The 23,721-nt window shown below is 56.1% G+C and carries 21 protein-coding genes; 15 read left to right on the top strand and 6 right to left on the bottom strand.

The window, feature by feature from the left end:
* The first annotated feature begins 87 nt into the window (after positions 1-87).
* The gene (locus ACZ439_RS06575; RefSeq protein ID WP_127609089.1) at positions 88-369 is read left to right on the top strand and encodes a hypothetical protein; all 282 of its coding nucleotides are present in this window, start codon (positions 88-90) and stop codon (positions 367-369) included.
* Between the two features lie 75 nt (positions 370-444).
* Here ACZ439_RS06575 and ACZ439_RS06570 read toward each other — a convergent pair whose 3' ends face one another.
* Positions 445-771: a hypothetical protein gene (locus ACZ439_RS06570; protein ID WP_230876311.1), complete on the bottom strand. Its 327-nt coding sequence runs from the start codon at positions 769-771 to the stop codon at positions 445-447.
* 141 nt (positions 772-912) lie between these two features.
* Between ACZ439_RS06570 and ACZ439_RS06565 the strand changes: the two genes are divergently transcribed.
* Positions 913-2,259, top strand: coding sequence for a DRTGG domain-containing protein (locus tag ACZ439_RS06565; RefSeq protein ID WP_054798455.1), 1,347 nt, complete (start codon positions 913-915; stop codon positions 2,257-2,259).
* Positions 2,260-2,412: 153 nt separating this feature from the next.
* Here ACZ439_RS06565 and ACZ439_RS06560 read toward each other — a convergent pair whose 3' ends face one another.
* From ACZ439_RS06560 to ACZ439_RS06550, 3 genes are all read right to left on the bottom strand, one after another.
* Complete coding sequence (locus tag ACZ439_RS06560; RefSeq protein ID WP_054798454.1) at positions 2,413-2,709, bottom strand: YtpI family protein; 297 nt, start codon at positions 2,707-2,709, stop codon at positions 2,413-2,415.
* A gap of 72 nt (positions 2,710-2,781) precedes the next feature.
* Positions 2,782-3,291, bottom strand: a complete 510-nt coding sequence (locus tag ACZ439_RS06555) for a hypothetical protein (protein ID WP_236595980.1) — start codon at positions 3,289-3,291, stop codon at positions 2,782-2,784.
* Positions 3,288-3,620, bottom strand: a complete 333-nt coding sequence (locus ACZ439_RS06550) for a YtrH family sporulation protein (RefSeq protein WP_054798453.1) — start codon at positions 3,618-3,620, stop codon at positions 3,288-3,290. The genes ACZ439_RS06555 and ACZ439_RS06550 overlap by 4 nt, the downstream gene beginning before the upstream one ends.
* A 297-nt stretch (positions 3,621-3,917) precedes the next feature.
* Here ACZ439_RS06550 and ACZ439_RS06545 point away from each other — a divergent pair, with 297 nt between their 5' ends.
* The 8 genes from ACZ439_RS06545 to ACZ439_RS06510 all read left to right on the top strand — a co-directional run bounded on the left by ACZ439_RS06545 (position 3,918) and on the right by ACZ439_RS06510 (position 15,047).
* Positions 3,918-7,691 carry a DNA polymerase III subunit alpha gene (locus tag ACZ439_RS06545; protein WP_464620782.1) on the top strand — a complete coding sequence of 1,258 codons (3,774 nt, stop codon included), beginning with the start codon at positions 3,918-3,920 and terminating at the stop codon, positions 7,689-7,691.
* A gap of 108 nt (positions 7,692-7,799) precedes the next feature.
* Positions 7,800-8,285 (top strand): phosphatidylglycerophosphatase A family protein, encoded by a 486-nt coding sequence (locus ACZ439_RS06540; protein ID WP_127608749.1) that lies wholly within the window; start codon positions 7,800-7,802, stop codon positions 8,283-8,285.
* 134 nt (positions 8,286-8,419) lie between these two features.
* Positions 8,420-8,611: a hypothetical protein gene (locus ACZ439_RS06535; RefSeq protein ID WP_054797438.1), complete on the top strand. Its 192-nt coding sequence runs from the start codon at positions 8,420-8,422 to the stop codon at positions 8,609-8,611.
* Between the two features lie 67 nt (positions 8,612-8,678).
* Entirely contained in the window at positions 8,679-9,605 is a 927-nt protein-coding gene (gene accD, locus ACZ439_RS06530) for an acetyl-CoA carboxylase, carboxyltransferase subunit beta (RefSeq protein ID WP_054797439.1), read from the top strand.
* The gene (gene accA / locus ACZ439_RS06525) at positions 9,595-10,569 is read left to right on the top strand and encodes an acetyl-CoA carboxylase carboxyl transferase subunit alpha (RefSeq protein WP_127608748.1); all 975 of its coding nucleotides are present in this window, start codon (positions 9,595-9,597) and stop codon (positions 10,567-10,569) included. The genes accD and accA overlap by 11 nt, the downstream gene beginning before the upstream one ends.
* A complete protein-coding gene (gene pyk / locus ACZ439_RS06520) occupies positions 10,562-12,322 on the top strand; it encodes a pyruvate kinase (RefSeq protein ID WP_054797440.1) in 1,761 nt (586 codons plus the stop codon). The genes accA and pyk overlap by 8 nt, the downstream gene beginning before the upstream one ends.
* 96 nt (positions 12,323-12,418) lie before the next feature.
* Positions 12,419-12,826, top strand: a complete 408-nt coding sequence (locus tag ACZ439_RS06515) for an acyl-CoA thioesterase (protein WP_230876343.1) — start codon at positions 12,419-12,421, stop codon at positions 12,824-12,826.
* Between the two features lie 130 nt (positions 12,827-12,956).
* Positions 12,957-15,047, top strand: a complete 2,091-nt coding sequence (locus ACZ439_RS06510; RefSeq protein WP_054799952.1) for an RNA degradosome polyphosphate kinase — start codon at positions 12,957-12,959, stop codon at positions 15,045-15,047.
* On the opposite strand, the gene ACZ439_RS06505 is transcribed toward ACZ439_RS06510, so the two are convergent.
* Positions 15,013-16,554 (bottom strand): Ppx/GppA phosphatase family protein, encoded by a 1,542-nt coding sequence (locus ACZ439_RS06505; RefSeq protein ID WP_464620781.1) that lies wholly within the window; start codon positions 16,552-16,554, stop codon positions 15,013-15,015. The two genes, ACZ439_RS06510 and ACZ439_RS06505, sit on opposite strands and share 35 nt — an antisense overlap.
* 371 nt (positions 16,555-16,925) lie before the next feature.
* Here ACZ439_RS06505 and citZ point away from each other — a divergent pair, with 371 nt between their 5' ends.
* The 4 genes from citZ (at position 16,926) to ACZ439_RS06485 (ending at position 21,261) form a co-directional block, all read left to right on the top strand.
* Positions 16,926-18,041 (top strand): citrate synthase, encoded by a 1,116-nt coding sequence (gene citZ / locus ACZ439_RS06500; RefSeq protein ID WP_372814488.1) that lies wholly within the window; start codon positions 16,926-16,928, stop codon positions 18,039-18,041.
* Positions 18,042-18,221: 180 nt separating this feature from the next.
* The gene (gene icd, locus ACZ439_RS06495; protein WP_127608744.1) at positions 18,222-19,517 is read left to right on the top strand and encodes an NADP-dependent isocitrate dehydrogenase; all 1,296 of its coding nucleotides are present in this window, start codon (positions 18,222-18,224) and stop codon (positions 19,515-19,517) included.
* A 190-nt stretch (positions 19,518-19,707) separates the two neighbouring features.
* Entirely contained in the window at positions 19,708-20,649 is a 942-nt protein-coding gene (mdh, locus tag ACZ439_RS06490; protein ID WP_127608743.1) for a malate dehydrogenase, read from the top strand.
* Positions 20,650-20,832: 183 nt separating this feature from the next.
* Positions 20,833-21,261, top strand: coding sequence for a hypothetical protein (locus ACZ439_RS06485; protein WP_054797442.1), 429 nt, complete (start codon positions 20,833-20,835; stop codon positions 21,259-21,261).
* Positions 21,262-21,341: 80 nt separating this feature from the next.
* Here ACZ439_RS06485 and yfbR read toward each other — a convergent pair whose 3' ends face one another.
* Positions 21,342-21,926: a 5'-deoxynucleotidase gene (gene yfbR, locus ACZ439_RS06480; RefSeq protein ID WP_127608742.1), complete on the bottom strand. Its 585-nt coding sequence runs from the start codon at positions 21,924-21,926 to the stop codon at positions 21,342-21,344.
* A 245-nt stretch (positions 21,927-22,171) separates the two neighbouring features.
* Here yfbR and ACZ439_RS06475 point away from each other — a divergent pair, with 245 nt between their 5' ends.
* Complete coding sequence (locus tag ACZ439_RS06475) at positions 22,172-23,719, top strand: fumarate hydratase (RefSeq protein ID WP_127608741.1); 1,548 nt, start codon at positions 22,172-22,174, stop codon at positions 23,717-23,719.
* Positions 23,720-23,721: the final 2 nt, after the last annotated feature.

Raw genomic sequence — 23,721 nt, 5'->3', positions numbered from 1 at the left:
CGAAGGCCGGCGCCTGAGAAAGAGTGATATTTTCACGCGTACGCTCATACAATGAACTGTACAAGTTGTAGGAGAGGAGGGCGTACGATGGGGAAAGGCACGAAGAACATCGTGTTTATGGGATTGACGCTCGGCATGATCGCTTTCGCGGTGCCGAGCCTCGATCTCAGAGCATGGACGTCGCCCGGCACGATTTTCGGGTTGGTGTGGATCGGGTTCGCGCTGTTGGTCGTGGCCGCGCATCTGCATGAGTTGCTGGGCGTGGAGGAAGAGCAGAAGCGCACGCTGTTGAAGATCAAGCGGATGAAGCGCTGGCAGCTTCAGCAAGCGGTGACCGGCAAGCGGAAGGTGCTGCAGGTCCGCAGGTAAATAAGAAAAGTCCGTACTCCCTCTGATCGTGAGGAAAGGTGCGGACTTTTTTTCGGCTTTCTCCGGTCGGACCCTTCACACGATCAGCGCGATGGCAAGCAAATCGAACAGCGCAAGCGGCAGAATGACGTTGCTGTAGTAAGGGTCGTAGGGGAAATACGGATAAGGCAGGAAAGCGCGGCTGTGACCTTGCAGCACCTGCAGGTACACGTAATAATGGTCGATATGTACGATGATGCCTTCATGCGTTCCGCCATGCACCATTTGCACCCGTACGTGCCTGTGCATGTGCTGCACGCATGCCGCATGAATTTTTGCTTTGCACTTCGTCAGCGTGTCGACTTCCTTAACGTCCAACTCGAACACGGTCTGGGGTTGAGCGGGATAAGGCGCATTCATCATCAGCCACCTCCTGAAAAATATACATCTACTTCTATCCTATGCGGAGCCGAGCCTTCCGATTACAGTACTGCCCGGCTTCGTTTCGTGGTATGATAATGGGTAATACAGGATGATACAGCGAGCCGAAGGAAGGTGGAACAGATGGACGAATTCGGTCCCATGAATCACGACACGTCAACCAAGCACGAGCAAATTTTAAAATATATCGAAGGGCTGCCTATCGGCAGCAAAATTTCAGTGCGCAAAGTCGCCGAGAAGCTGGGCGTCAGCGAAGGAACGGCCTATCGGGCCATCAAGGAAGCCGATGCGATCGGGCTGGTCGCAACGAAAGAGCGCGTAGGCACGGTACGCGTGGAGAAGAAGCTGCGCGATCAGATGGACAAGCTGACGTTCGCCGAAGTGGTGAACATGGTCGACGGGGAAGTGCTCGGCGGCCTTGACGGGCTGGAGAAGACGCTGCACAAATTCGTCATCGGAGCGATGCAGCAGGATGCGATGATGCGTTATATCGATCCGGGCAGCCTATTGATCGTCGGCAACCGGGCCAAGGCGCATCTTTGTGCCTTGGAGCAGGGGGCGGGCGTGCTTATTACCGGGGGCTTCGGGACGAGCGACGAGGTGAAGCAGCTGGCTGACACGCTGCAGCTGCCGATCATCTCCAGCAGCTACGACACGTTCACCGTTGCTTCGATGATTAACCGGGCCATCTATGACCGGCTGATCAAGAAAAAGATTTTGCTGATTGAAGACATTCTGACGCATCCGATGCGGGTGTTTGTGCTGAAGGCGAATCATACGATAGAGGATTGGCAGCGGCTGCACGAAGAGACGGGCCACAGCCGTTTTCCGATCGTTGACGAGTGGAACCGGGTGATCGGCATCATCACCTCGCGCGACTTGATCGGTGCCGGGCCGACGCAAACGCTCGATAAGTTGATGACCCGCAATCCGGTTACCGCGATGGCGAATACGTCGGTCGCTTCGGCCGCCCACCTGATGGTGTGGGAGGGGATTGAACTGCTGCCGATCGTCGACGCGGGGCGTAAAATCGTCAGCGTCATCAGCCGCCAGGACGTGCTGAAGGCGATGCAGCACGTGCAGCGCCAGCCGCAGCACGGAGAGACGTTCGAGGATTTGATCTGGGCAGGCTTCAGCGAGGAGAAGGACGCCGGCGGCCAGCTTGTATTCCGGGGTACGATCACGCCGCAAATGATTAACCGCCTCGGCACCGTATCCGAGGGCGTGTTGACCGTACTTATGACGCAGGCGGCCTACCATGCGATGCAGGATGTGAAGAAGGGCGACATCGTCGTCGACAACATGTCTTCCTACTTCGTCAAACCGGTGCAAATCGACAGCCTGGTCGAAATTCGCCCGAAATTGATCGAGGTCAGCCGCAAATTCGGCAAGCTCGATGTAGAGATGTTCCACGGGGGCGCGCTTGTAGCGAAGGCGATGCTGACCGCGCAGGTCATCGAGCCGGGGTAAGCGGTGGGGCGACGGAGAGGGCGGAGGCGAGCCCTTTTTATTTCAGGGCGTGCCGCTGCCCCAACGTCATAAGGGCGGAAGCACGTCGTACGCGCTTTCCGCCCTTACACGCAGCTTCCACCGAAGCATGCCGTCCAACCGGCCGCCAACCGCTTAAGCCTTCCGACTGTAGTGGCTGTGGTTGCGGAGACCGGCGAACAAATTGAACAAACCGAGCAATAAGCACACCGTCCCGAAAATGCGGCGCGTGACGGAATCCGTAAAGAAAAACAGCTGGGAGACGGCGATGACAATCAGCATCAGGCCCATGAAAATGTTCATCCTCGCCCCGTAAAGTCCGCGCTGTTTCGGATCGGTCGCTCGCCGAAACCGAAAGCTGTAATACACCGAGAACACGACGAAAATAATAATCAGCACGCTAAGCATCCATTGTATTGTTGGCAGCGTCATTTCTTGCAAGCACATCCTTATGGCCAAGTGTCTGTAATCACTTTATCGATTTCAGACTTGGAAATCAACTGGTCACGGTACCGGGATGCGTTTCCACTCTTTTACGGTCACCCACACCTTCAATTCCGACTGGGTCAGGACGATCCACTTCACAGACTGCACCATATAGTCGTTATCCATCACGCCGAGCATCGGCTTTTCATACAAAATTTGCTCGTATACCTCGGGCATGGCGGCGAATTCGGAAATTTTACGCCCCACAACGACGGGCTTCAACTGGGAATGAATGCGTCGTTTAAGCTCGCTTTCGGTCAATTTGTCCAGGGTTGTGTGCTCGCCCGGTTCGATATAAATGTTTAGCAAATTGATCGTCGTTTGCTGATTTTTCGTTTTGCGCAAATCGGCGACCTCGCCTTCCAGCCGGCTTTTTTCTGCGAGCAGCTCGCGGTTTTCCACGATCATCATGTTCAGCCGCTGATTGTAAATGCTCAGGAACAGCGCCGCTCCGATCACCATGCCGGCGATCACGAGTCCGACAGCGCGCAAATAGCCGAATCCGGTTTCGAAGGGAGGGACTCTCACCCGGTGTTCCCTCCCCGGCAGATCCATTGGATCAAGGTCGTCCCCATATGCGCGCCGACGAAGGCGCAGACGATGTACATCATTTGCTGAATCGCCGGAGAGATTTGCCCATCCTGAAAATGCGTTTCGATCGCCCGGATCGGATCGATCGTCCCGCCGATGGCGGCGACCATCGCCCAAATTTTGATTTGCTCGGCAATGTTCAGCATTTTGTGAACCGGGGGCTCCAGCGTAATAACCGAACAGATGCCGGCGAGCATGGTGCCTCCCAGCACTACCCCGAACGCTACAAAGAAATCCAACAAGCATTTTGCCCAAAATGATGCCACTTCCAGGCCCTCCTTTTTTCCTGCGAATCTTCAGATCGACGAACGCATGAGCGAAAATTCAAGCTATCGCCGGCTGTCTGCAAACGAATCGCATGCGCCTCCTCCGGCTGTTCGCCTACATTCGGCTTACGTTCCTTCGCCGGACCGGCAGCCTCTACCCCGGCCGGACCGCTCGCGGACACGTGCTGCGTCGTCCAAGCCGGGCTTGACCGATGCTTATACTATCATCTATATGGCACACTTGTTCGCATTATGCTAAAATATTTTGTAATGAATATGGAGCGGGGAGGCTGCGGTATGACCGATTTCGTTCATTTGCACGTACATAGCGAATACAGCTTGCTCGACGGCGCTGCGCGCATCGACGATTTGGTAAGCCAAGCCGCGCAGCTGGGCATGAAGGCGCTGGCGCTGACGGATCATGGCGTCATGTATGGGGCAATCCCTTTTTATAAAGCATGCAAGGCGAAGGGGATCAAGCCGATCATCGGCTGCGAGATGTATTTCACCTCCGGTTCCCTCCGGAACAAGGGCTCGCGGCAGGAGCAGCCCATTTACCACCTGCTGCTGCTTGCCAAAAATATGACCGGATACCAGAATTTAATGAAGCTTTGCTCGATCGCCCACCTGGAAGGGTTTCATTATAAGCCGCGGATCGATCTGGAGCACTTGGACCGGCATTCGGAAGGACTCATTTGCACCAGCGCCTGTCTCGGCAGCGAGGTGTCGCAGCATCTGCTGCACGACCGGTACGAGGAAGCGAAGGAGGCGGCGCTGCGCTACCGCGGCATCTTCGGCGACGATTTCTTCCTGGAAATTCAGGATCATGGCTTAACGGAGCAAAAAAAGGTGCTGCGCGACATGATTCGCCTCAGCGAAGACACCGGCATTCGCATGGTGGCGACGAATGACGTCCACTATGTGAGAGAGCCGGATCATACGATGCAGGATATTCTCATTTGCATCGGTACCGGGAAGACGGTGGACGACGAAGCGCGTCTTCGGATGGGGACTACCCAGCTGTATTTGAAACATGCGGACGAGATGGCCGGGTTGTTCGGACACGTCCCTGACGCTTTGGCGAATACGGTCGCCATTGCCGAAGCTTGTCAGCTCGAGCTCGAATTCGGGCGGTCCATTCTCCCGCAATTCGACCCGATTCCCGAAGGGATGACAGCGGGCGAATATTTGGCCGAGCTTTGCCTTCAAGGGATGGAAAGCCGTTACGGCCGGTCAAGCGAATGGCTGGAGCCGGAATGGCGGCGCGAAGTGGAAGAGCGGCTGCGCTACGAGCTCGGCGTCATCGAGCGAATGGGCTACTCCGATTATTTTCTCATCGTGTGGGATTTCATCCGTTTCGCGCACGAGCACGGGATCGTCACCGGACCGGGCCGGGGTTCGTCGGCGGGCAGTCTCGTCGCTTACGTGCTGCGCATTACCGACGTCGACCCGATTCAATATCGTCTCCTCTTCGAGCGCTTTCTGAACCCGGAGCGGGTGTCGATGCCGGATATCGATATCGACTTCAGCGACCTGCGGCGCGACGAGGTGATCGATTACGTGGTGCGCAAGTACGGGCGCGACCGCGTGGCGCAGATCATCACGTTCGGCACCATGGCGGCGAAGGCCGCCGTTCGCGATGTAGGCCGGGCGCTGAACCTGCCGTACAACGAAGTCGACCGGGCGGCGAAGCTGATCCCGAACCAGCTCGGCGTTACGCTGGAGGAGGCGCTGCGGATCAGTCCCGACTTGAAGGCGCTCGCCGCCAAACAGCCGAAGACGGCCGAGCTGCTGGAGATGGCGAGGAAGGTGGAAGGGATGCCGCGTCATGCCTCCACCCATGCCGCGGGCGTCATCATCTCGCGAGAGCCGTTAACGCAGTACGTGCCCCTTCAGGAGGGCAATGAACAGACGCCGCTGACACAGTACACGATGGAGCATCTGGAGTCCATCGGCTTGCTGAAAATGGACTTCCTCGGCCTGCGCACGCTGTCCATCATCGAGCGGACGCTCGAATGGGTGCGCGAGCAGCTGGGGGTGACGATCGATTGGACACAAATTTCGACGGACGACCCGAAGACGTACGAGCTGCTCGGCAAGGGCGATACGACCGGCGTGTTTCAGCTGGAGTCGCCGGGCGTGCGGCGGGTGCTGAAGGAGCTGCGGCCGTCGCATTTTGAAGATATCATTTCGGTGCTTGCGCTGTATCGGCCGGGCCCGATGGAGTTTATCCCGAAATATATCGCCGGCAAGCACGGGCAAGTCGAGGTAGACTACCCGCATCCGGATCTGGAGCCCATATTGCGCGATACGTACGGCATCATCGTCTATCAAGAGCAGATCATGCAGATTGCCTCCCGGATGGCCGGATTTAATCTCGGCGAAGCCGACTTGCTGCGGCGCGCGGTCAGCAAGAAGAAGCGCGAGGTGCTGGACGAGCAGCGCGCCCATTTCGTGCAGGGCAGTCTGCAGCAGGGCTACGCCGAGGAGGACGCCAACCGCGTCTACGACATGATCGTGCGCTTCGCCGACTACGGCTTCCCGCGCGCCCATGCGACCGCGTACGGGGTGCTCGCGTTCCGGACGGCGTACTTGAAGGCGCACTACCCGGTGCAATTTATGGCGTCCATGCTGACGGCGGTGATGGGCAGCCATAACAAAGTGGCGGAATATGTTGACGAGTGCCGTCGAATGGGCATTGCCGTGCTGCCGCCGGATGTGAACGAGAGCGGCTTTCTGTTTACGTCCGTTCGCTCGGGAGAGGATCCGGCGATCCGCTTCGGACTGGCGGCGATCAAGAACGTCGGGACGCATGCGATCGAGTCGATCATCGAGGAGCGGAAGGACGGGCGGTACGAGAGCCTGAGCGATTTTTGCCGGCGCGTCGATCTGCGGGTGTGCAACAAGCGTGTCATGGAATCGCTCATCCAGAGCGGCGCGACCGATTCGCTGCCGGGGCATCGCGCCCAGCAGCTCGCGATGCTCGAAGAAGCCGTTGAAGCCGCTGTGAAGTGGCGCAAGGATCGCGAAGCGCTGCAGCTCGTGCTTGACGGCTTCGACGAAGAAGTGAGCTGGGAAGTCGAGTATCCCGACATGCCCCCGTTCACGCTTATGCAGCAGCTCGAGCTGGAGCGGGAGCTGCTGGGCCTGTATATTTCCGGCAGCCCTCTCGACGATTTTGAGCAAATCCTGCGCAAGCTGGAGACGGATACGATCGCGCTGCTGCCCGAATATCCGGATCACAGCGAGGTCATGGTCGCAGGGCTGGTTGTCGGGAACAAAACGATCGTCACGAAGAAAGGGCAGCCGATGGCGTTCATGGAGCTGGAGGACCGCGTCGGCAAAGTCGAAGTCGTCCTGTTCCCCGAAGCGTGGAAGACGTTCGCGCCGCTCGTGCAGAAGGGCAAGCCCGTGCTCGTCGTCGCCAAGCTGCAGCTGGGCGACGACGAGCAAGTGAAGCTGCTCGCCGACCGCCTCGTCGCGCTGAACGACCCGCACCTCGAGCTGAAGGCGGTCAAGAGCGGGCTGCCCCCGGCGGGCGCGGCTCATAGCTCCCGGGGCGGCGGTACGCCGCGGGCCGCCGTACCGGGCGCAGCGGGCAACCGCCCTGGCGGCGAGGGCGGCGTCCGGACCGAGCGCGAGCGACGCAGCGGCACGGCGGGCGTCGGCGACGCCGGCCCGGCCCCCGGCGGCGGCCCGCCGTCCGCAGGCGCTGTCCGCCCGAGCATCCGCGCAAGCGCCCCCGCCGCTCCGGCGCAGCGCCGACCGCAGGCGTCCGTGCCCGAGCCGGCGCACCACCCGCCGCAGGGTGGCCAGGCAGCGGCCCGGCGCCCGCAGCCGGCCGGACAGCGCGTGTACGTGCGCATCGCCGCCGACCGCGAGCAGCCGGCCGTGCTGGCGGCGCTGAAGCGGCTGATCGCCGAGCATCACGGCCCGGTGCCGGTCGTCCTCTATTACGAGAAGACGCAAAAAACGCTCGGTCTCTCCGGCGAATATAACGTGAAGCCGTCTCCGGCCCTTTTCTCACGAATCGAAGAGTTGTTAGGTGAACAAAGTGTAAAGGTGAAATAATGATCGCCTTCTTCGCATACATTTAGTAACCCAAGCTGCAACCTGCGCTGCTGCGCCGCTTGCAGGCTGCCCGTGTGTTACGAATGTATCGAAGGAGGCGTTGTTGTTATGTCGCATCTACCTATCGTGGAATGGTTGGAAAAGCGCGGGGTGACCGTCGATCGGATCGCCGATATCGTGCACGAGCTGCAGGTTCCGTATAACCCGGCATTGTCCAAGGAGGCTTGCATCGAAAGCGTGCTGGCCGTGCTGGCCAAGCGCGAGGTGCAGTATGTGCTGTACACCGGTATCGCGCTCGACGAGCTGGCCGAGCAGAAGCTGCTGCCCGATCCGCTGCAGCAGCTGATGGAACAGGACGAGTCGCTCTACGGCGTCGACGAAACGCTGGCGCTTGGCATCGTGCATGTGTACGGCATGATCGGTTTGACGAGCTTCGGGTACTTGGATAAGAAAAAAAACGGCATTATCCGGGATTTGAACGATCATTCGACGAGCATTCACGTCTTCCTGGACGACTTGGTGGCAGGTCTTGCGGCCGCCGCTTCGGCCCGTATCGCGCATAAGCATCAAGACGAATTGGATGGACAAACGTAACGGGCGAATCGTTTTTTGCCCGTTTTCCGGCATTTTCGCAGGGACAAGCCCCACTTGCAGCGTCACAACCTCGGTTGCGGGAAAAAGTGGAGTTATGATATCATTATTCCATTATGTTCGGGAGGTCTTGTTTCATGTGGACCGTGATCTATATCGCTCCAACCGCGAAAATTGCTGATAGAATCAAGCAAAAGCTAACGGAAGAAGGCTTTCTGGTACAAGTTCGGGCTATTAATATGACCAAAAATCAATTTGAAATTTTAGTTCCCGAAGGCGAATTGGAAGAAGTACAAGAGGTGCTGAATACCATTTTGCATAGATCTTAACCAGCACGTCCAAGGCAGCTGGCGGCAAGCACGGACAAGTCCAACAACGGTAAGGCGAGGTGTAGTCGTGCAATTCAAAGACTTGTTTCAGAAGAAAAGGAAGTATGCCACGGTTCCTTCGGCGGACAGGCCTAGTGTCAAGCTCCCGCTCGACGGGGGCATCGACGTGCCCGAAGAACGGCCGAGACGCGAAATTCCCGAAGGATTGATGAATAAGTGCCCGCAGTGTGGTACGATTCAATACAACAAAGAGCTGGATAAAAACTTGAAGGTGTGTTCGTCGTGCGATTACCATTACAGGCTGAATGCGGTGGAGCGCATTCAGATGACGATGGACGACGGCGAGTTTACCGAGTTCGACAGTGAGATCGTGTCGGTCGATCCGCTCCAGTTTCCGGATTATGCGAGTAAATACAGCAAGGCGATGGAATCCACCGGTATGCAGGATGCGGTGATCACGGGCGAGGGCCGGATCGGCGGACATCCGGTAGTCGTGGCGGCGATGAGCTTCGACTTTATGGGCGGTTCGCTCGGCTCGGTCGTCGGGGAGAAAGTAACGAGAGCGATTGAGTACGCGATGGAGCATCAGCGGCCGGTCATCATCTTCTCGACATCGGGCGGCGCGCGGATGCAGGAGAGCATTCTAAGCTTGATGCAGATGGCCAAGACGAGCGCGGCATTGTCCAAGCTGAACGAGCGGGGCGGACTTTACATATCGGTCATTACCGATCCGACCTTCGGCGGCGTATCGGCGAGCTTCGCGATGCTCGGCGATTATATCATCGCCGAGCCTGGAGCGGCTTTCGGTTTTACGGGACGGCGTGTCATCGAGCAGACGATTCGTCAGAAGCTTCCGGACAATTTCCAGACGTCGGAATTCAACCTGAAACATGGACAAGTGGACTTGGTGGCGCACCGCAAAGATTTGCGCAGCATGCTGGCCAAGCTTCTTAGCATGCATACCGTAAAGGAGGAAGTCGCGAATGGCAAGTGAAATGCCCTTTGAGCAGCCGCTTGTGGAGCTTCGCGCCAAAATCGAGGAGCTGCGCAAATTCAGCCGGGATAAGCAGATCGATTTCTCTGAAGAAATTGCCCGCTTGGAGCATCGTCTTGCGGAGCTCGAGGCCGAGCTGTACGCCAGCATGTCGACCCGGCAAAAAATGCAGGTCGCCCGCCACGCGCAGCGGCCGACGACGCTGGATTACATCCAGCATTTGTTTACCGACTTCATCGAACTTCACGGTGACCGTCTCTATGGCGACGACCTTGCCATAGTAGGCGGCATTGCCCGTTTCAACGGCATTCCCGTAACGGTGGTCGGTCATCAGAAAGGGAAAGACACCAAGGACAACATCGCCCGTCACTTTGGCAGTCCGCATCCGGAGGGCTTCCGTAAAGCGCTGCGTATGATGAGACAAGCCGATAAGTTCAAGCGGCCGATCATTACCTTTATCGATACGAAGGGAGCTTACCCGGGCAACGCCGCCGAAGAGCGCGGCCAAGGGGAAGCGATCGCGCGCAATTTGCTTGAAATGGCTTCGATGCGCGTGCCGATCCTGTGTGTCGTCATCGGTGAAGGCGGCAGCGGCGGAGCGCTTGCGCTCGGGGTCGGCAACCGTGTGTTTATGCTCGAGAACGCCATCTATTCGGTCATCAGTCCGGAAGGGGCGGCCTCGATTTTGTATAAAGACGCTTCGAAATCAATGGAGGCGGCCGAAGCGATGAAAATTACGGCCGACGAAATTCTGAAGCTGGACGTGATTGATGAGATCATCCCGGAACCGAAAGGCGGCGCCCATCGGGACGTTGTCATGCAGGCCGAGGCGATCAAGCAAACGTTGTGGAGGCATTTGCAGGAATTGCTCAAGCTGAACGAGGAAGAGCTTGTGGAAGACCGTTATCGAAAGTTTAGACAGATAGGACGCTTTACGACCATCCAGGAGGGAAACCATGCGTAGAACGAAAATTGTATGTACGATCGGCCCGGTGAGCGAATCGCTGGATATGTTTAAGAAATTAATCGGAGCGGGAATGAACGTCGCCCGTCTCAACTTCTCTCACGGCGACTTCGAGGAGCACGGCAACCGGATCAAGAACGTGCGTCAGGCGTGCCAAGAGCTGGGTAGAAGCGACATTGCCATTCTGCTCGATACCAAAGGGCCGGAAATCCGTACAGGCAAGCTGAAAGACGACCAGAAGGTTGAGCTTGTGCAGGACCAGCTGATCACGCTCACGACCGAAGAAATCGTAGGCGACGCACAGCGCGTGTACATCACGTATCGGGATTTGTACAAAGACGTGAAGATCGGCTCCACCATCCTGATTGACGACGGCTTGATCGGGTTGACGGTTGAAGACATCCGAGGCACCGATATCGTATGCCGCATCAAGAACGGCGGATTGCTGGGCGGCAAGAAAGGCGTTAACGTGCCGGGCGTGAAAATCAACCTGCCGGGGATTACAGAGAAAGACGCGAACGATATCGTGTTCGGCATTCAGCAGGGCGTCGATTTCATCGCAGCTTCTTTCGTGCGGAAGGCGAGCGACGTGATCGAAATCCGTGAAATTTTGGAGCGCCACAACGCGACCCATATTCAAATCATTTCGAAAATCGAAAACCAGGAAGGCGTCGAGAACCTCGACGAAATTCTGGAGGTGTCCGACGGCCTGATGGTTGCGCGCGGCGACCTCGGCGTGGAAATTCCGGCCGAAGACGTGCCGATCGTACAGAAGGCGATGATCAAGAAGTGTAACCAAGCGGGCAAGCCGGTCATCACTGCGACGATGATGCTCGACTCGATGCAGCGCAACCCGCGTCCGACGCGTGCGGAAGCGAGCGACGTCGCGAACGCGATTTTCGACGGCACCGACGCGGTGATGCTGTCCGGCGAGACGGCGGCCGGGAAATATCCGGTCGAGTCCGTGCTGACGATGGCGCGCATCGCCGAGCGTGCGGAGGCGGCGCTGGAGCACCGCGAAATTTTCATCCGCCAAAGCAATGCGCAGCAAACGACCGTAACCGAAGCGATCAGCCAAGCGGTTGCTAACTCCGCGCTCGATCTGGATGCGCGCGCGATCCTTACGGCGACCGAGAGCGGTTATACGGCGCGTATGGTGTCCAAGTACCGGCCGAAAGCGCCGGTCATCGCGGTTACGCCGGACGAGCGTGTACTGCGCCGCCTGTCGCTCGTATGGGGCGTCGTGCCGTTGAAGGGCGAGTCGTGCACGTCGACCGACCAATTGTTCGAACTGGCCGTCGATACGAGCGTGAGAGCGGGATACGTGAGCCTGGGCGATATCGTCGTCATCACAGCGGGCGTTCCGGTTGGCCGCTCCGGAACGACGAACTTGATTAAAGTGCACCAGATCGGCGAGATGATCGCCAAGGGTCAAGGCATCGGGACGCAAATCGCAACCGGCAAAGTCATCACCGCGAGCAGCGCGGATGAGGCGAATGCGAAAGCGACAGAGGGCTGCATTTTGATTACGCCGACGACGGACCGGGACTACATGCCGGCCTTCGGGAAGGCAGCCGCGGTTATTACCGAAACGGGCGGTATTACGTCGCACGCGGCGGTTGTCGGCATCAGCCTGGGCAAGCCGGTGATCGTCGGCGTCGAGAATGCGCTGCAAATTTTGAAAGACGGTACGGAAGTTTCGATTTACCCGGAAGTCGGGGTTATCTACTCCGGCCGCGCGCGGGTTTTGTAATTATATGAACATGGAGCGAGCGAAATCGAATATCGGTTTCGCTCTTTTCATTGTGGCAGCACCTCAATGTGAATGAGACGGATGGAGGGTGAGGGCATGAATGGGTTTAGTTGTGAATTCCGCGTACGCTATCAGGAGACGGATCAAATGGGCGTCGTGTATCATGCCAACTATTTGACGTGGTTTGAAGTCGGCCGCACGGAGATGATTCGCTCTCTGGGCATGCCATACCAAACCCTCGAGGCGCGCGGCTTGCTGCTGCCGTTGATCGAAGCGGACCTTAAATTCAAGCAGCCGGCCAAATACGATGATACGGTGACGATTTATACGCGGGTGACGGCGTTTACCCATCTGCGTCTCGATTTTGCTTATGAGGTGAAGCGCGGCGAAGAGCTGCTCGTCACCGGAAGCACGCGTCATGTATGGGTGAACCGGGATTGGAAGCCGACGCGAATTGACCGCGAAGCGCCGGACTTGTATGCTTTAATCGGCAGCCATATGTAAAAACAGCGTATTTTTCAGTAACGTTAACATAAAATTTACAAAAGACCTATTTTCTTTTAACAATGTCGAATTACGATGAATGAAGTAGGACGGTAGATGACAAAGTAAGGGCATGGAGGATGGGTATCCGATGAAGGAGACGACTTCCCGAGAAGCGGCGAATCATTACTTGAACCGAGATCTGAGCTGGGCGGAGTTTAACTGGCGGGTCATGGAGGAAGCTCAGGACCCGACGACGCCTCTCCTGGAGCGTGTGAAGTTCTTATCGATCGTTTCCTCCAACTTGGACGAGTTTATGAGCGTTCGCGTGGCGGGTATCAAGGACCAGATTAAAGCGGGGTATACGAAAAAAGATTTCACCGGGTATACGCCGGCGGGATTGTTCAAGCGTATTATGAAACGCTCGTCGAAAATGGTGTCCGAGCAATACCGCACATACCGCGAAATCTTGCGTCTGCTCGGTAAAGAAGGCATTTATATCGCTGATTACGAAGACTTGACGGTCACACAGCGCAGGGCGATGGATGCGTATTATCATGAGATCGTATTTCCGGTATTAACCCCGATGGCGGTCGACCAAGCCCGGCCGTTTCCGCTCGTCCGTACGCAAGCCGTTTATTTGGCCGTCGTGCTGATGAAGGAAGGGGACGACCCGGAGGACGAGCCTTATTTCGCCATTTTGCAGGTGCCTTCGAACCTGATGCGGTTTATTGAGGTGCCGGCTCGCGCCAACAGCAAGAAGCACGAGTTTATTTTGATCGAAGAGCTGATCGAGCAGCACATCCATACGCTCTTCAGCGGGTATACCGCGGTATCGGTACAAGCGTTCCGGTTAACGCGCAACGCCGATTTGACCTTGAATGAGGAAGGCGCCGAGGATTTGCTGGAGGAAATCGAGAACCAGCTGCGCCGCCGCCGCTGGGGGGACCCGGTACGCCTCGAGGTGCAGAAAGGGATGCATCCCTATGCGCTGAAGCAGTTAACGGAGGAGTTCGAGATTACGGACAACGTCTTCGAGATCGACGGACCGATTGATTTGACGTATTTGATGAAACTGACAGGCTCGCTGAAGGGCTACGATCATTTGCGGTATAAACCGATTGAGTCGGTGTACCCGGCCGAGCTGGATGATATCGAAGATCTGTTCGCCAAGCTGCGGCAGCGCGACGTGCTCGTATATCACCCGTACGAATCGTTCGATGCGGTGACCGATTTCATTTGCCAAGCGGCCTACGATCCGCAGGTGCTCGCAATCAAGATGACATTATATCGCGTCAGCGGCAACTCGCCGCTCATTCAAGCGCTGGCCCGGGCGGCCGAATCCGGCAAGCAGGTGACGGTTGTCGTCGAGCTGAAGGCGCGTTTTGACGAGGAGCGCAACATCGCCTGGGCGCGGATGCTGGAGCAATCGGGCTGCCATGTCGTGTACGGTCTGATCGGCTTAAAGACGCACGCCAAAATTACGCTCGTCGTCCGTCAGGAGCAGGATGGACTGCACCGGTACGTGCACGTCGGAACGGGCAACTACAACGATAATACGGCGAAGCTGTACACCGACGTCGGCTTGTTCACCTCGCACAAGGTGATCGGCGAGGACGCGTCGGCGCTGTTCAACGAGGTGACCGGTTACTCGGCGCCGCATAACTGGAAAGCGTTCGGCGTCGCTCCGACGGATATGATGGATAAGCTGTTCGAGAAAATTCGCCGGGAAGCGAAACACGCCGCGGAAGGGAAACCGGCCCGCATCATCGCGAAATTTAACTCGCTGTCGAATCAGCAGATGGTTGACGAGTTATACCAAGCGTCGCAAGCAGGCGTGAAGATCGATTTGATCGTACGGGGCGTCTGCTGCTTGCGTCCGGGCGTGCCGAGCCTGAGCGAGCACATCACGGTGCGCAGCATCGTGGACCGGTTTCTCGAGCATTCCCGGATCTTCTACTTCGAGAACGAAGGGGAGCCTGAAGTTTATATCGCCAGTGCGGACTGGATGACCCGCAACCTGACGCGCCGCGTCGAGCTGATGTGCCCGGTGTTTGATAAGGACATCCAGCAGTCGCTGATCAATATTTTGCAGCTCAACTTACGGGATAACGTCAAAGCCCGCCAGCTGCAGCCGAACGGGCTTTACGAGCGTGTAACCGCAGGCGACGATGAACCGCTGCGGAGTCAATTCGAAGCGATGCGCATCAGTTCTTGGAAAACGACAGCTCATGAAGGTTAAGCTGAATGCCCCAAGCCTTTTTAAAATCTTTTTGTTGGCCTTCGACCTCTCTGTATTCCGCAGAGGGGTCGTGCTTTGTCCGCACCTTAAGGTGGAGCGTGGTTCCTTCGGTGAACGCGGTCATGACCTCGATCGCCTGCGTTTCGCTGACGTCGAGCGCAATGGCAAGCTGCAGGAGGACGCCAAGCTTGCAGATGAGCTCCAGGTCTGTCTCCAGCAGAATGTCCTTGTAAGGCGCCATGGCTTGCTGTGTGCGGCTCTTGGCCTTGAATGAAGCGATCAGGGCGCATAAGAGCATCTCGCGGTGGCTCAAGCCGTCGATCCGCGTATGGGCGATCATATGAAACGAGTGCTTCTGGTATTGATAATACTGCAGCGAAGCGCCGATCCGGTACAGCTTGGCTGCGATTTTCAGGACAAGCCTGATCCGCGGGCAATAACCATGCGATCCCGCATCCGCCAAGGCATCGTACAGCCGAAGCGCGTTCGCGCACACCTGCCGAATGTGGGCTTCCGGCGCGGTCGGATGGAGGGCGAGCAGGTTGTCCGAGCTGATCTCCGCGACCTGCCGGTCTGTCCCGTCACCCGGCGCGAACGATTCGAAGAACAGGCCGTCGCGCAACCCGGCGCCGCTGACCACGTAATGCGAAGCGTTCACCGCCCGGAACACCGTCTGCAGGATGAGCAATCCGGGCACGATGATGTCGTGTCGGTCTTTGGCTAGCCCGTCGACTTTCTTGCGCTTTTCGGCGGGCAGGCTCGGCAGCCAGGAGGCGAGCTCGTCCATTTCGGCGGCCGTCACCGTGTAATTGTGCGTTTGCAGAAACGAATATTTACGCCTGCGCTGACTGATTTTGCTTAAGGTCCTCACGCCGCCGCCGAGGCCGATCAAGGGGAGCCCCGGCGCTTCCTTGATCCAAGGCTCGCCGGCGAGCGCCTGCTCGACCATTTGGCGAATCCCGAGCAGCTGCTCCTCTTGGAATTCGCCGTCCGTTGCGAATTTACGCGTCGTGTTAACGGCCCCGAAAGGAAAGGAGACGCTATGCTGGAGCTGGCGGTTACGGAATAAGCTGACCTCCGTGCTGCCGCCCCCGATATCGACAAGAAACCCGTCTTCCACGTCCATCGTTCGAATCATGCCGAGAAAGCCGATCCTCGCTTCGTCCTCGCCGGACATGATCTCGATGGGAAAGCCGCTTTCTTGGCGAAGCGTCTCCACGATCTTCTCCGAATTGGATGCATTGCGGATGGCCGCCGTGGCCGCGGCGCGGAATTCGGACACTTCGTGCTTCTCGCAAATGCGTTTGAAATGCTTCAGAATTTGTGCGGTCGCTTGAATTTCGGCAGGAGGTAACGAACCGTCGGCTCCGATTCGGCCGCTTAAGCGGGCCGATTCCTTGAACTCGCTGACGACGCGGTAGCCGCCGGCGGCCAGCAGTTCGTAAATGGCGAGGCGAATGGAGTTGGAACCGATGTCGATGATGCCGATTCTTCGGCTGCTGCTCATGTGGAAACCTCCTGTTTGCAAGTCGTCATGCTCTTATTTTAACATCGATTTTGGATGCTGCAAAACTTTGGGGAATAATTTTACATCGGTTATGACATGCTTCTAGGTGGGATGCAAATTTAGGCGAAGGGCGATAAAGCGGAGTTTGGTTGATCGCAGTTTCTCAGGGGGGAATATCCTTTCGCGTCTTGAACGAAGTTTCCATGCAGCGTCGAAATGGTTCAGCTTTGCTGGAAATTATAGATTTCGAGGCAATAAGAAACATTCTTTATGGTGCTGATAATGAACTTTTATGTCTAAATTTGTTCACATTGATAGGTAAATCCTTTATAGTAGACTTATGTGAATCGAACGACAAAGGAGAGATTATCTTGACTGCTACCAAAGGTTTGGAAGGAATCGTAGCCACAACTTCCTCCATCAGCTCCATCATCGACGGCGTGCTCACGTATCGCGGCATCAATATCGACGACCTCGCCGAGAACGCTACGTTCGAAGAGGTTGTCTATTTGTTATGGTACGGCAAGCTGCCTAATCGCTCCGAGCTGAGCGGGTTGATCCAGGAATTGAACAGCAACGCGGCGGTGCCTGCCGAAGTGTTGAATCAAATCAAGCTGTACCCTAAAGACGTGAATACGATGGCGGCTCTGCGTACCGCTGTTTCCAGTCTTGCGCTTTACGATCCCGAAGCCGGCGATATGACGCCGGAATCGAACCTTCGTAAGGCTATTAAATTGCAAGCTCAGCTGCCGACGATCGTTGCGGCGTTCGACCGCATCCGCAAAGGCCTCGAGCCGATCGCTCCGAAAGCGGATGCAGGCAGCATCTCGGAAAACTTCTTGTATATGCTGACCGGCAAAAATCCGGAGAAAATTGCGATCGAAGCGTTGGACAAAGCGCTTGTGCTCCACGCCGATCATGAGCTGAACGCTTCGACGTTCGCCGCTCGCGTTACCGTAGCTACGCTGTCGGACATTTATTCCGGCGTCACTTCCGCCATCGGCGCGTTGAAAGGACCTCTGCACGGCGGCGCGAACGAAGCGGTTATGGCGATGCTCGAAGAAATCGGCACGGCTGCCAATGTGAAGAGCTACATTACCGAGAAGCTGGATAATAAACAGAAAATTATGGGCTTCGGTCACCGCGTTTACAAAAACGGCGATCCTCGCGCGAAGCACCTCCAAAAAATGTCCCAAGAGCTCGGCAAGCTGACCGGGAACATGAACTGGTACGACATGTCCATCCAAATCGAAGAATTGGTCACCGGTCAAAAAGGATTGAAGCCGAACGTCGACTTCTACTCCGCTTCCGTATACACGTCTCTGGAAATTCCGCGCGACCTGTTCACGCCGATCTTCGCCATCAGCCGTACATCGGGATGGACGGCGCATATCCTTGAGCAATACGAGAACAACCGTCTGATTCGTCCGCGTGCCGAGTACACCGGACCTTCTCACCAAGCTTACGTTCCGATCGAGAAACGCTAATCGGAGCTTCAAGCGAACGAAAGTGGTTCTTGCCACGATAATGCTGTTACCTACACGGGCTGTTGCGGCGCTCACTCAGGGAAACCGGGATGCCGCAGCTCCCGTATCTTTTTGAGGTATACCCTAACTACGCGAGTCGGCGCAGGCCGGCTCTCATTTAACGAGGAGGATTACATAATCATGGTACAATTCGAGCAATATTCTTTGCCGACAGAAGGCGAACGCATCACGATTACCGACGGCAAGTTGAACGTTCCGAACCAACCGATCATCCCATTCATCGAAGGTGACGGCACAGGTCCTGACATCTGGGCGGCTTCCAAGCGCGTATTGGATGCGGCTGTTGAGAAAGCTTATAAAGGCGAGAAGAAAATCGCTTGGTACGAAGTGTTTGCAGGCGAGAAAGCTTTTAATAAATTCAACAACTGGCTGCCGGCTGATACGCTGACTGCGATCCGCGAATACATCGTTGCCATCAAAGGACCGTTGACTACGCCAATCGGCGGCGGGATCCGCTCCTTGAACGTTGCGCTTCGCCAGGAGCTTGACCTGTATGTATGCTCCCGTCCGGTTCGCTACTTCAATGGCGTGCCTTCTCCGGTTAAACGTCCTGAGCTCGTAGACATGGTTATTTTCCGTGAAAATACGGAAGACATCTATGCCGGCATCGAGTGGGCGGCAGGTTCCGAAGAAGTGAAGAAAGTGCTTGCCTTCTTGCAAAATGAAATGGGCGTCAAAAAGATCCGCTTCCCGGAAACTTCCGGTATCGGCGTCAAGCCGGTTTCCTCCGAAGGCTCCAAGCGTTTGGTCCGCGCAGCGATCGAATATGCGATCCAGCACAAACGCAAAAGCGTTACGCTCGTACACAAAGGCAACATCATGAAGTTCACCGAAGGCGCGTTCAAAAACTGGGGTTATGAGCTGGCTGAGGAAGAGTTCGGCGATAAAACCTTCACTTGGGCGCAATACGATAAAATCAAAGAGGCTCAAGGCGTAGATGCTGCGAACAAAGCTCAAAAAGAAGCGGAAGCCGCTGGCAAAATCATCGTGAAAGACGCAATCGCGGATATCGCGCTGCAGCAAGTATTGACGCGTCCGACCGACTTCGACGTCATCGCGACGTTGAACTTGAACGGCGACTACTTGTCCGACGCGCTGGCTGCTCAAGTCGGCGGTATCGGTATCGCGCCAGGCGCGAACATCAACTATGTAACAGGCCACGCCATTTTCGAAGCTACGCACGGTACGGCTCCGAAATACGCAGGTTTGGACGTTGTAAACCCGGGTTCGGTTATCCTCTCCGGCGTTATGCTGCTTGAGCACCTCGGCTGGCTGGAAGCGGCTGAGCTGATCTACAAAGGAATGGAAACGGCCATCAACAACAAAACGGTTACTTATGACTTTGCACGTTTGATGGAAGGCGCTACGGAAGTAAAATGCTCGCAGTTTGCGGATGAGATTATTAAAAATTTCTAAGAGTCACCCATGAGGTTTTGGAGTCAGGAGCGCTTCTAGTCGTCGTAGGCGTGAACAGGGGCTCGCGCGCTGCGACGACACGCTTTTCATGCGTGCGTGGGTGTTCCAGCGTTACGTTCGGGTGTGGGAGCGCGCTTCGGCAGGGGATCAGTCCCCGCCATAAAACTAATAATTTCGGGAGGGATTCATCATGGCTATTCAACGTAAAAAAATTACGGTCGTCGGCGCAGGCTTCACAGGCGCGACAACTGCGCTGATGCTGGCACAGAAAGAGCTTGGCGACGTCGTATTGCTCGACATCCCGCAGCTTGAGAACCCAACCAAAGGGAAAGCGCTCGACATGCTCGAAGCTTCTCCGGTACAAGGCTTCGACGCGAACATCGTCGGCACGTCCAACTACGACGATTCCGCGAACTCCGACATCGTCATCATCACGGCCGGTATCGCTCGGAAGCCGGGCATGAGCCGCGACGACCTCGTGAACACGAACGCAGGTATCGTGAAGTCCGTTTGTGAGAACGTGAAAAGAACTAGCCCAGAATCGATCGTTATCATCCTCAGCAACCCGGTTGATGCCATGACTTACGTTGCTTATGAAACGCTCGGCTTCCCGAAAAATCGTGTCATTGGCCAATCCGGCGTACTCGACACTGCGCGTTACTGCACATTCATCGCACAAGAACTGAACGTATCCGTTGAAGACGTTCGCGGCTTCGTTCTCGGCGGCCACGGCGACGACATGGTTCCGCTCGTTCGTTACTCCAACGTCGGCGGAATTCCGATTGAGAAATTGATCCCGGCTGAGCGCATCGAGGCGATCGTGAAGCGCACGCGCACAGGCGGCGGCGAAATCGTCAACCTGCTCGGCAACGGCTCCGCGTACTACGCGCCGGCTGCTTCGCTCGTGCAAATGACGGAAGCGATACTGAAAGACAAAAAACGCATCATTCCTTCGATCGCTTTGCTTCAAGGCGAGTACGGCTACGACAACCTGTTCATGGGCGTGCCGACCTTGCTTGGCGGCAACGGCATCGAGAAAGTATTTGAGCTCGAGCTGCTTCCGGAAGAAAAAGCGGCTCTCGACAAATCGGCCGATTCCGTACGCAACGTCATCAAAGTTGTCACGATCTAATCGTCGTTACGCATCACCAACCGATCGCAATCTACCGTTCCAACGGAGATTGCGATTTTTTTTTGGGGACAAACGTTACCGGATAACGAATGTCCGCTGAAGCGGGACGGGGGCCGTTTGCTACGCGCTAGGTCATCCGTTATACTAGGTATTAAGAATAGGTATAGGGAGGCAAGCCGTCGTATGCTGCAAGTGCTGCTGTACATTCATGTTGTAAGCGCAATTTTGATGGGAATTTATTTGGTGCTGCCGTTTCTCCTCAATCGTGTGGATAAGCTGCAGTCGGGGGCGTCGCAATTCGGTTTTCTTAGCGTCCTGTTTACGACGAACCGCGTCGGGCAATTCGCTCTGATTTTATCGTTTCTAACCGGGGGATATTTGGTCAGCAAAGCCGATTATTCGATCGTCTGGATGGTGCTCGCGGTTGTCTTGTTCCTCGGCATCGCCGCGTTGTCGGGCATCATGGGCAAGCGTATGCGCCTTGCGCTGAAAGAGTCATCCGGCAGCGCGATTAAACCTCAGCTCGGCTCGATCAAAACGTTGGCGCTGATTAACGGCGTATTGTTTTTCTTGACCGTCACTTTGATGAATTTCCCGAATTGGTTCGCTTAATAGCGCCATCAAAGAAAGACCAGACTCGTGCAGTCTGGTCTTTCTTCGTCGTCGGTATCGTCCGCCTCGGGGTGAGTGGTCTACAGCTCGTCGATCGTCTTCTCGAAGCTCGGAGCCATATGCTCCAGAAAGTAATTCAGCTCCGGCATGCTGATGGACGCCATCGTATCTTCGATCTGCTTCTTCGCCGTCGTAAATTCACGGTTTCCGGCGGATAGCTCGGTGACGCATTTCAAATAAGCGTCGAGCAGGTCGGCGGCTTTCACGTACTTTTTATATTCCGAAAGCTCCGTATTTTTCTTCGGATCAATCAGCGGATCGTAGACGGCGCGCAGCGAATCGGGAATCATATCCAGCAGCCGATCGGCGGCCAGCTGTTCGATCTCGCGGAAATTGGATAAAATTTTCGGATTGTGATGCTTCACCGGGGTCGGAATGTCGCCGGTAAACACTTCGGTCGCATCGTGAAACAGCGCCATGCTGACGATACGGTCCGTCGGCACCTTCCGGTCGTATACGTCGTTGGCAATCGTGCACAGCACGTGCGTCAGGATGGCGACATGAAACGAATGCTCCGCAACGTTTTCCTTCATCACGTTACGCATCAGGCTCCAACGCTCAATATAGCGGAGACGGTACATATACGCAAAAAAATGGCTTTCCATGCAATCATCATCCCAGTCTGTTTAATGGCGTCAAACTTGCCGCACAACGAATTATACACGATACGGAGCCGGAATGCCCTAGCCAAATTATTAAAAGCTGGTGACCTGTTGCCGAAAGCCCCGGACCGCTGCATGAAACCTATGAAAACAAGGTGCTAGCAGGCGTACGTGTATGGTATGATAGAGTTATATGCTAGATGTCCAAACATAAGGTTTTCAGCCACCGAAAGGAGTTTTATCCCATCATGCAGCAATTTCAAGAGAGCATTTATAAACTGATCGTCGAAACGTCTACAAACCTTCCGGCCGACGTCCGTGAAGCTATCCAGGAAGCGCGATTGAAGGAAGATGCGGGCACGCGGTCCGCGTTGTCGTTGTCGACGATCGCTGACAACATCCGGATGGCGGAGTGCAACGTGTCGCCGATTTGCCAAGATACGGGGATGCCGACGTTCATCGTACATACCCCTGTGGGGGCGAATCAGATCGAGATGAAGAAAGCGATCATTGAAGCGGTAGCCAAAGCGACGAAGGACAGCAAGCTGCGTACGAACTCCGTGGATTCGTTGACAGGCGCGAACAGTGGTGATAACATCGGACCCGGCACGCCGGTCATTCATTTTGAGCAATGGGAACGTCCGGAAATCGAAGCGAAGCTGATTCTGAAGGGCGGCGGCTGCGAGAACAAAAACATTCAGTACAGCCTGCCGACCGAGCTCGAAGGACTCGGTAAAGCGGGTCGTGACCTGGACGGTATCCGTAAATGCATCATGCACGCCGTCTACCAAGCGCAGGGACAGGGCTGTAGCGCGGGTTTCATCGGCGTAGGCATCGGCGGCGACCGGACGACCGGTTATGAGCTGGCGAAGCATCAATTGTTCCGTGCCGTAGACGATGTGAACCCGAACGAAGAGCTGCGCAAGCTTGAAGATTACGTGATGGAGAACGCCAATAAGCTCGGAATCGGGACGATGGGCTTCGGCGGTCAAGTATCGCTGCTCGGCTGTAAAGTGGGCGTCATGAACCGGCTTCCGGCCAGCTTCTACGTGTCGGTGGCCTATAACTGCTGGGCGTTCCGCCGTCAAGGCGTGCTTATCGATCCGAGCACGGGCGACATCACCGAATGGGTATACCGCAGAGGCAATGAGCTGCCGATGGAGAAGGACGAGCCGGTCAAGGACGCCGCGGCTTCGGCTGACAGCGGCGAACGCCGTGAAATCGTGCTGCAAACGCCGATCTCGGAAGAACAAATTCGTTCGCTTCGCGTAGGCGACGTCGTCATTATCAACGGACCGATGCACACCGGACGCGACGCGCTGCACAAATATTTGATGGATCACGACTCGCCGATCGATCTGAACGGTGCGGTTATTTATCATTGCGGTCCGGTCATGGCAAAGGACGGCGAAGGGAACTGGGTCGTGAAAGCAGCAGGACCGACAACCAGTATCCGCGAGGAGCCGTATCAAGGCGACATCATTAAGAAATTCGGCATCCGTGCGGTCATCGGCAAGGGCGGTATGGGCGCGAAGACGTTGAAGGCGCTGCAGGAGCATGGTGGCGTCTATTTGAACGCCATAGGCGGAGCGGCTCAATATTATGCCGAATGTTTCAAGAAGGTGGAAGGCGTGGACTTCCTTGAGTTCGGTATCCCGGAAGCGATGTGGCATTTGCAAACCGAAGGGTTTGCCGCGATCGTCACGATGGATTCACACGGCAACAGCCTGCATGCCGATGTCGAGAACGACTCGCGCGCGAAACTCGCTCAATTCAAAGAGCCCGTTTTCGTATAATC

The organism is Paenibacillus sp. JCM 9796 (assembly GCF_055379675.1).
This window is presented reverse-complemented; position numbering and strand designations above follow the sequence as displayed.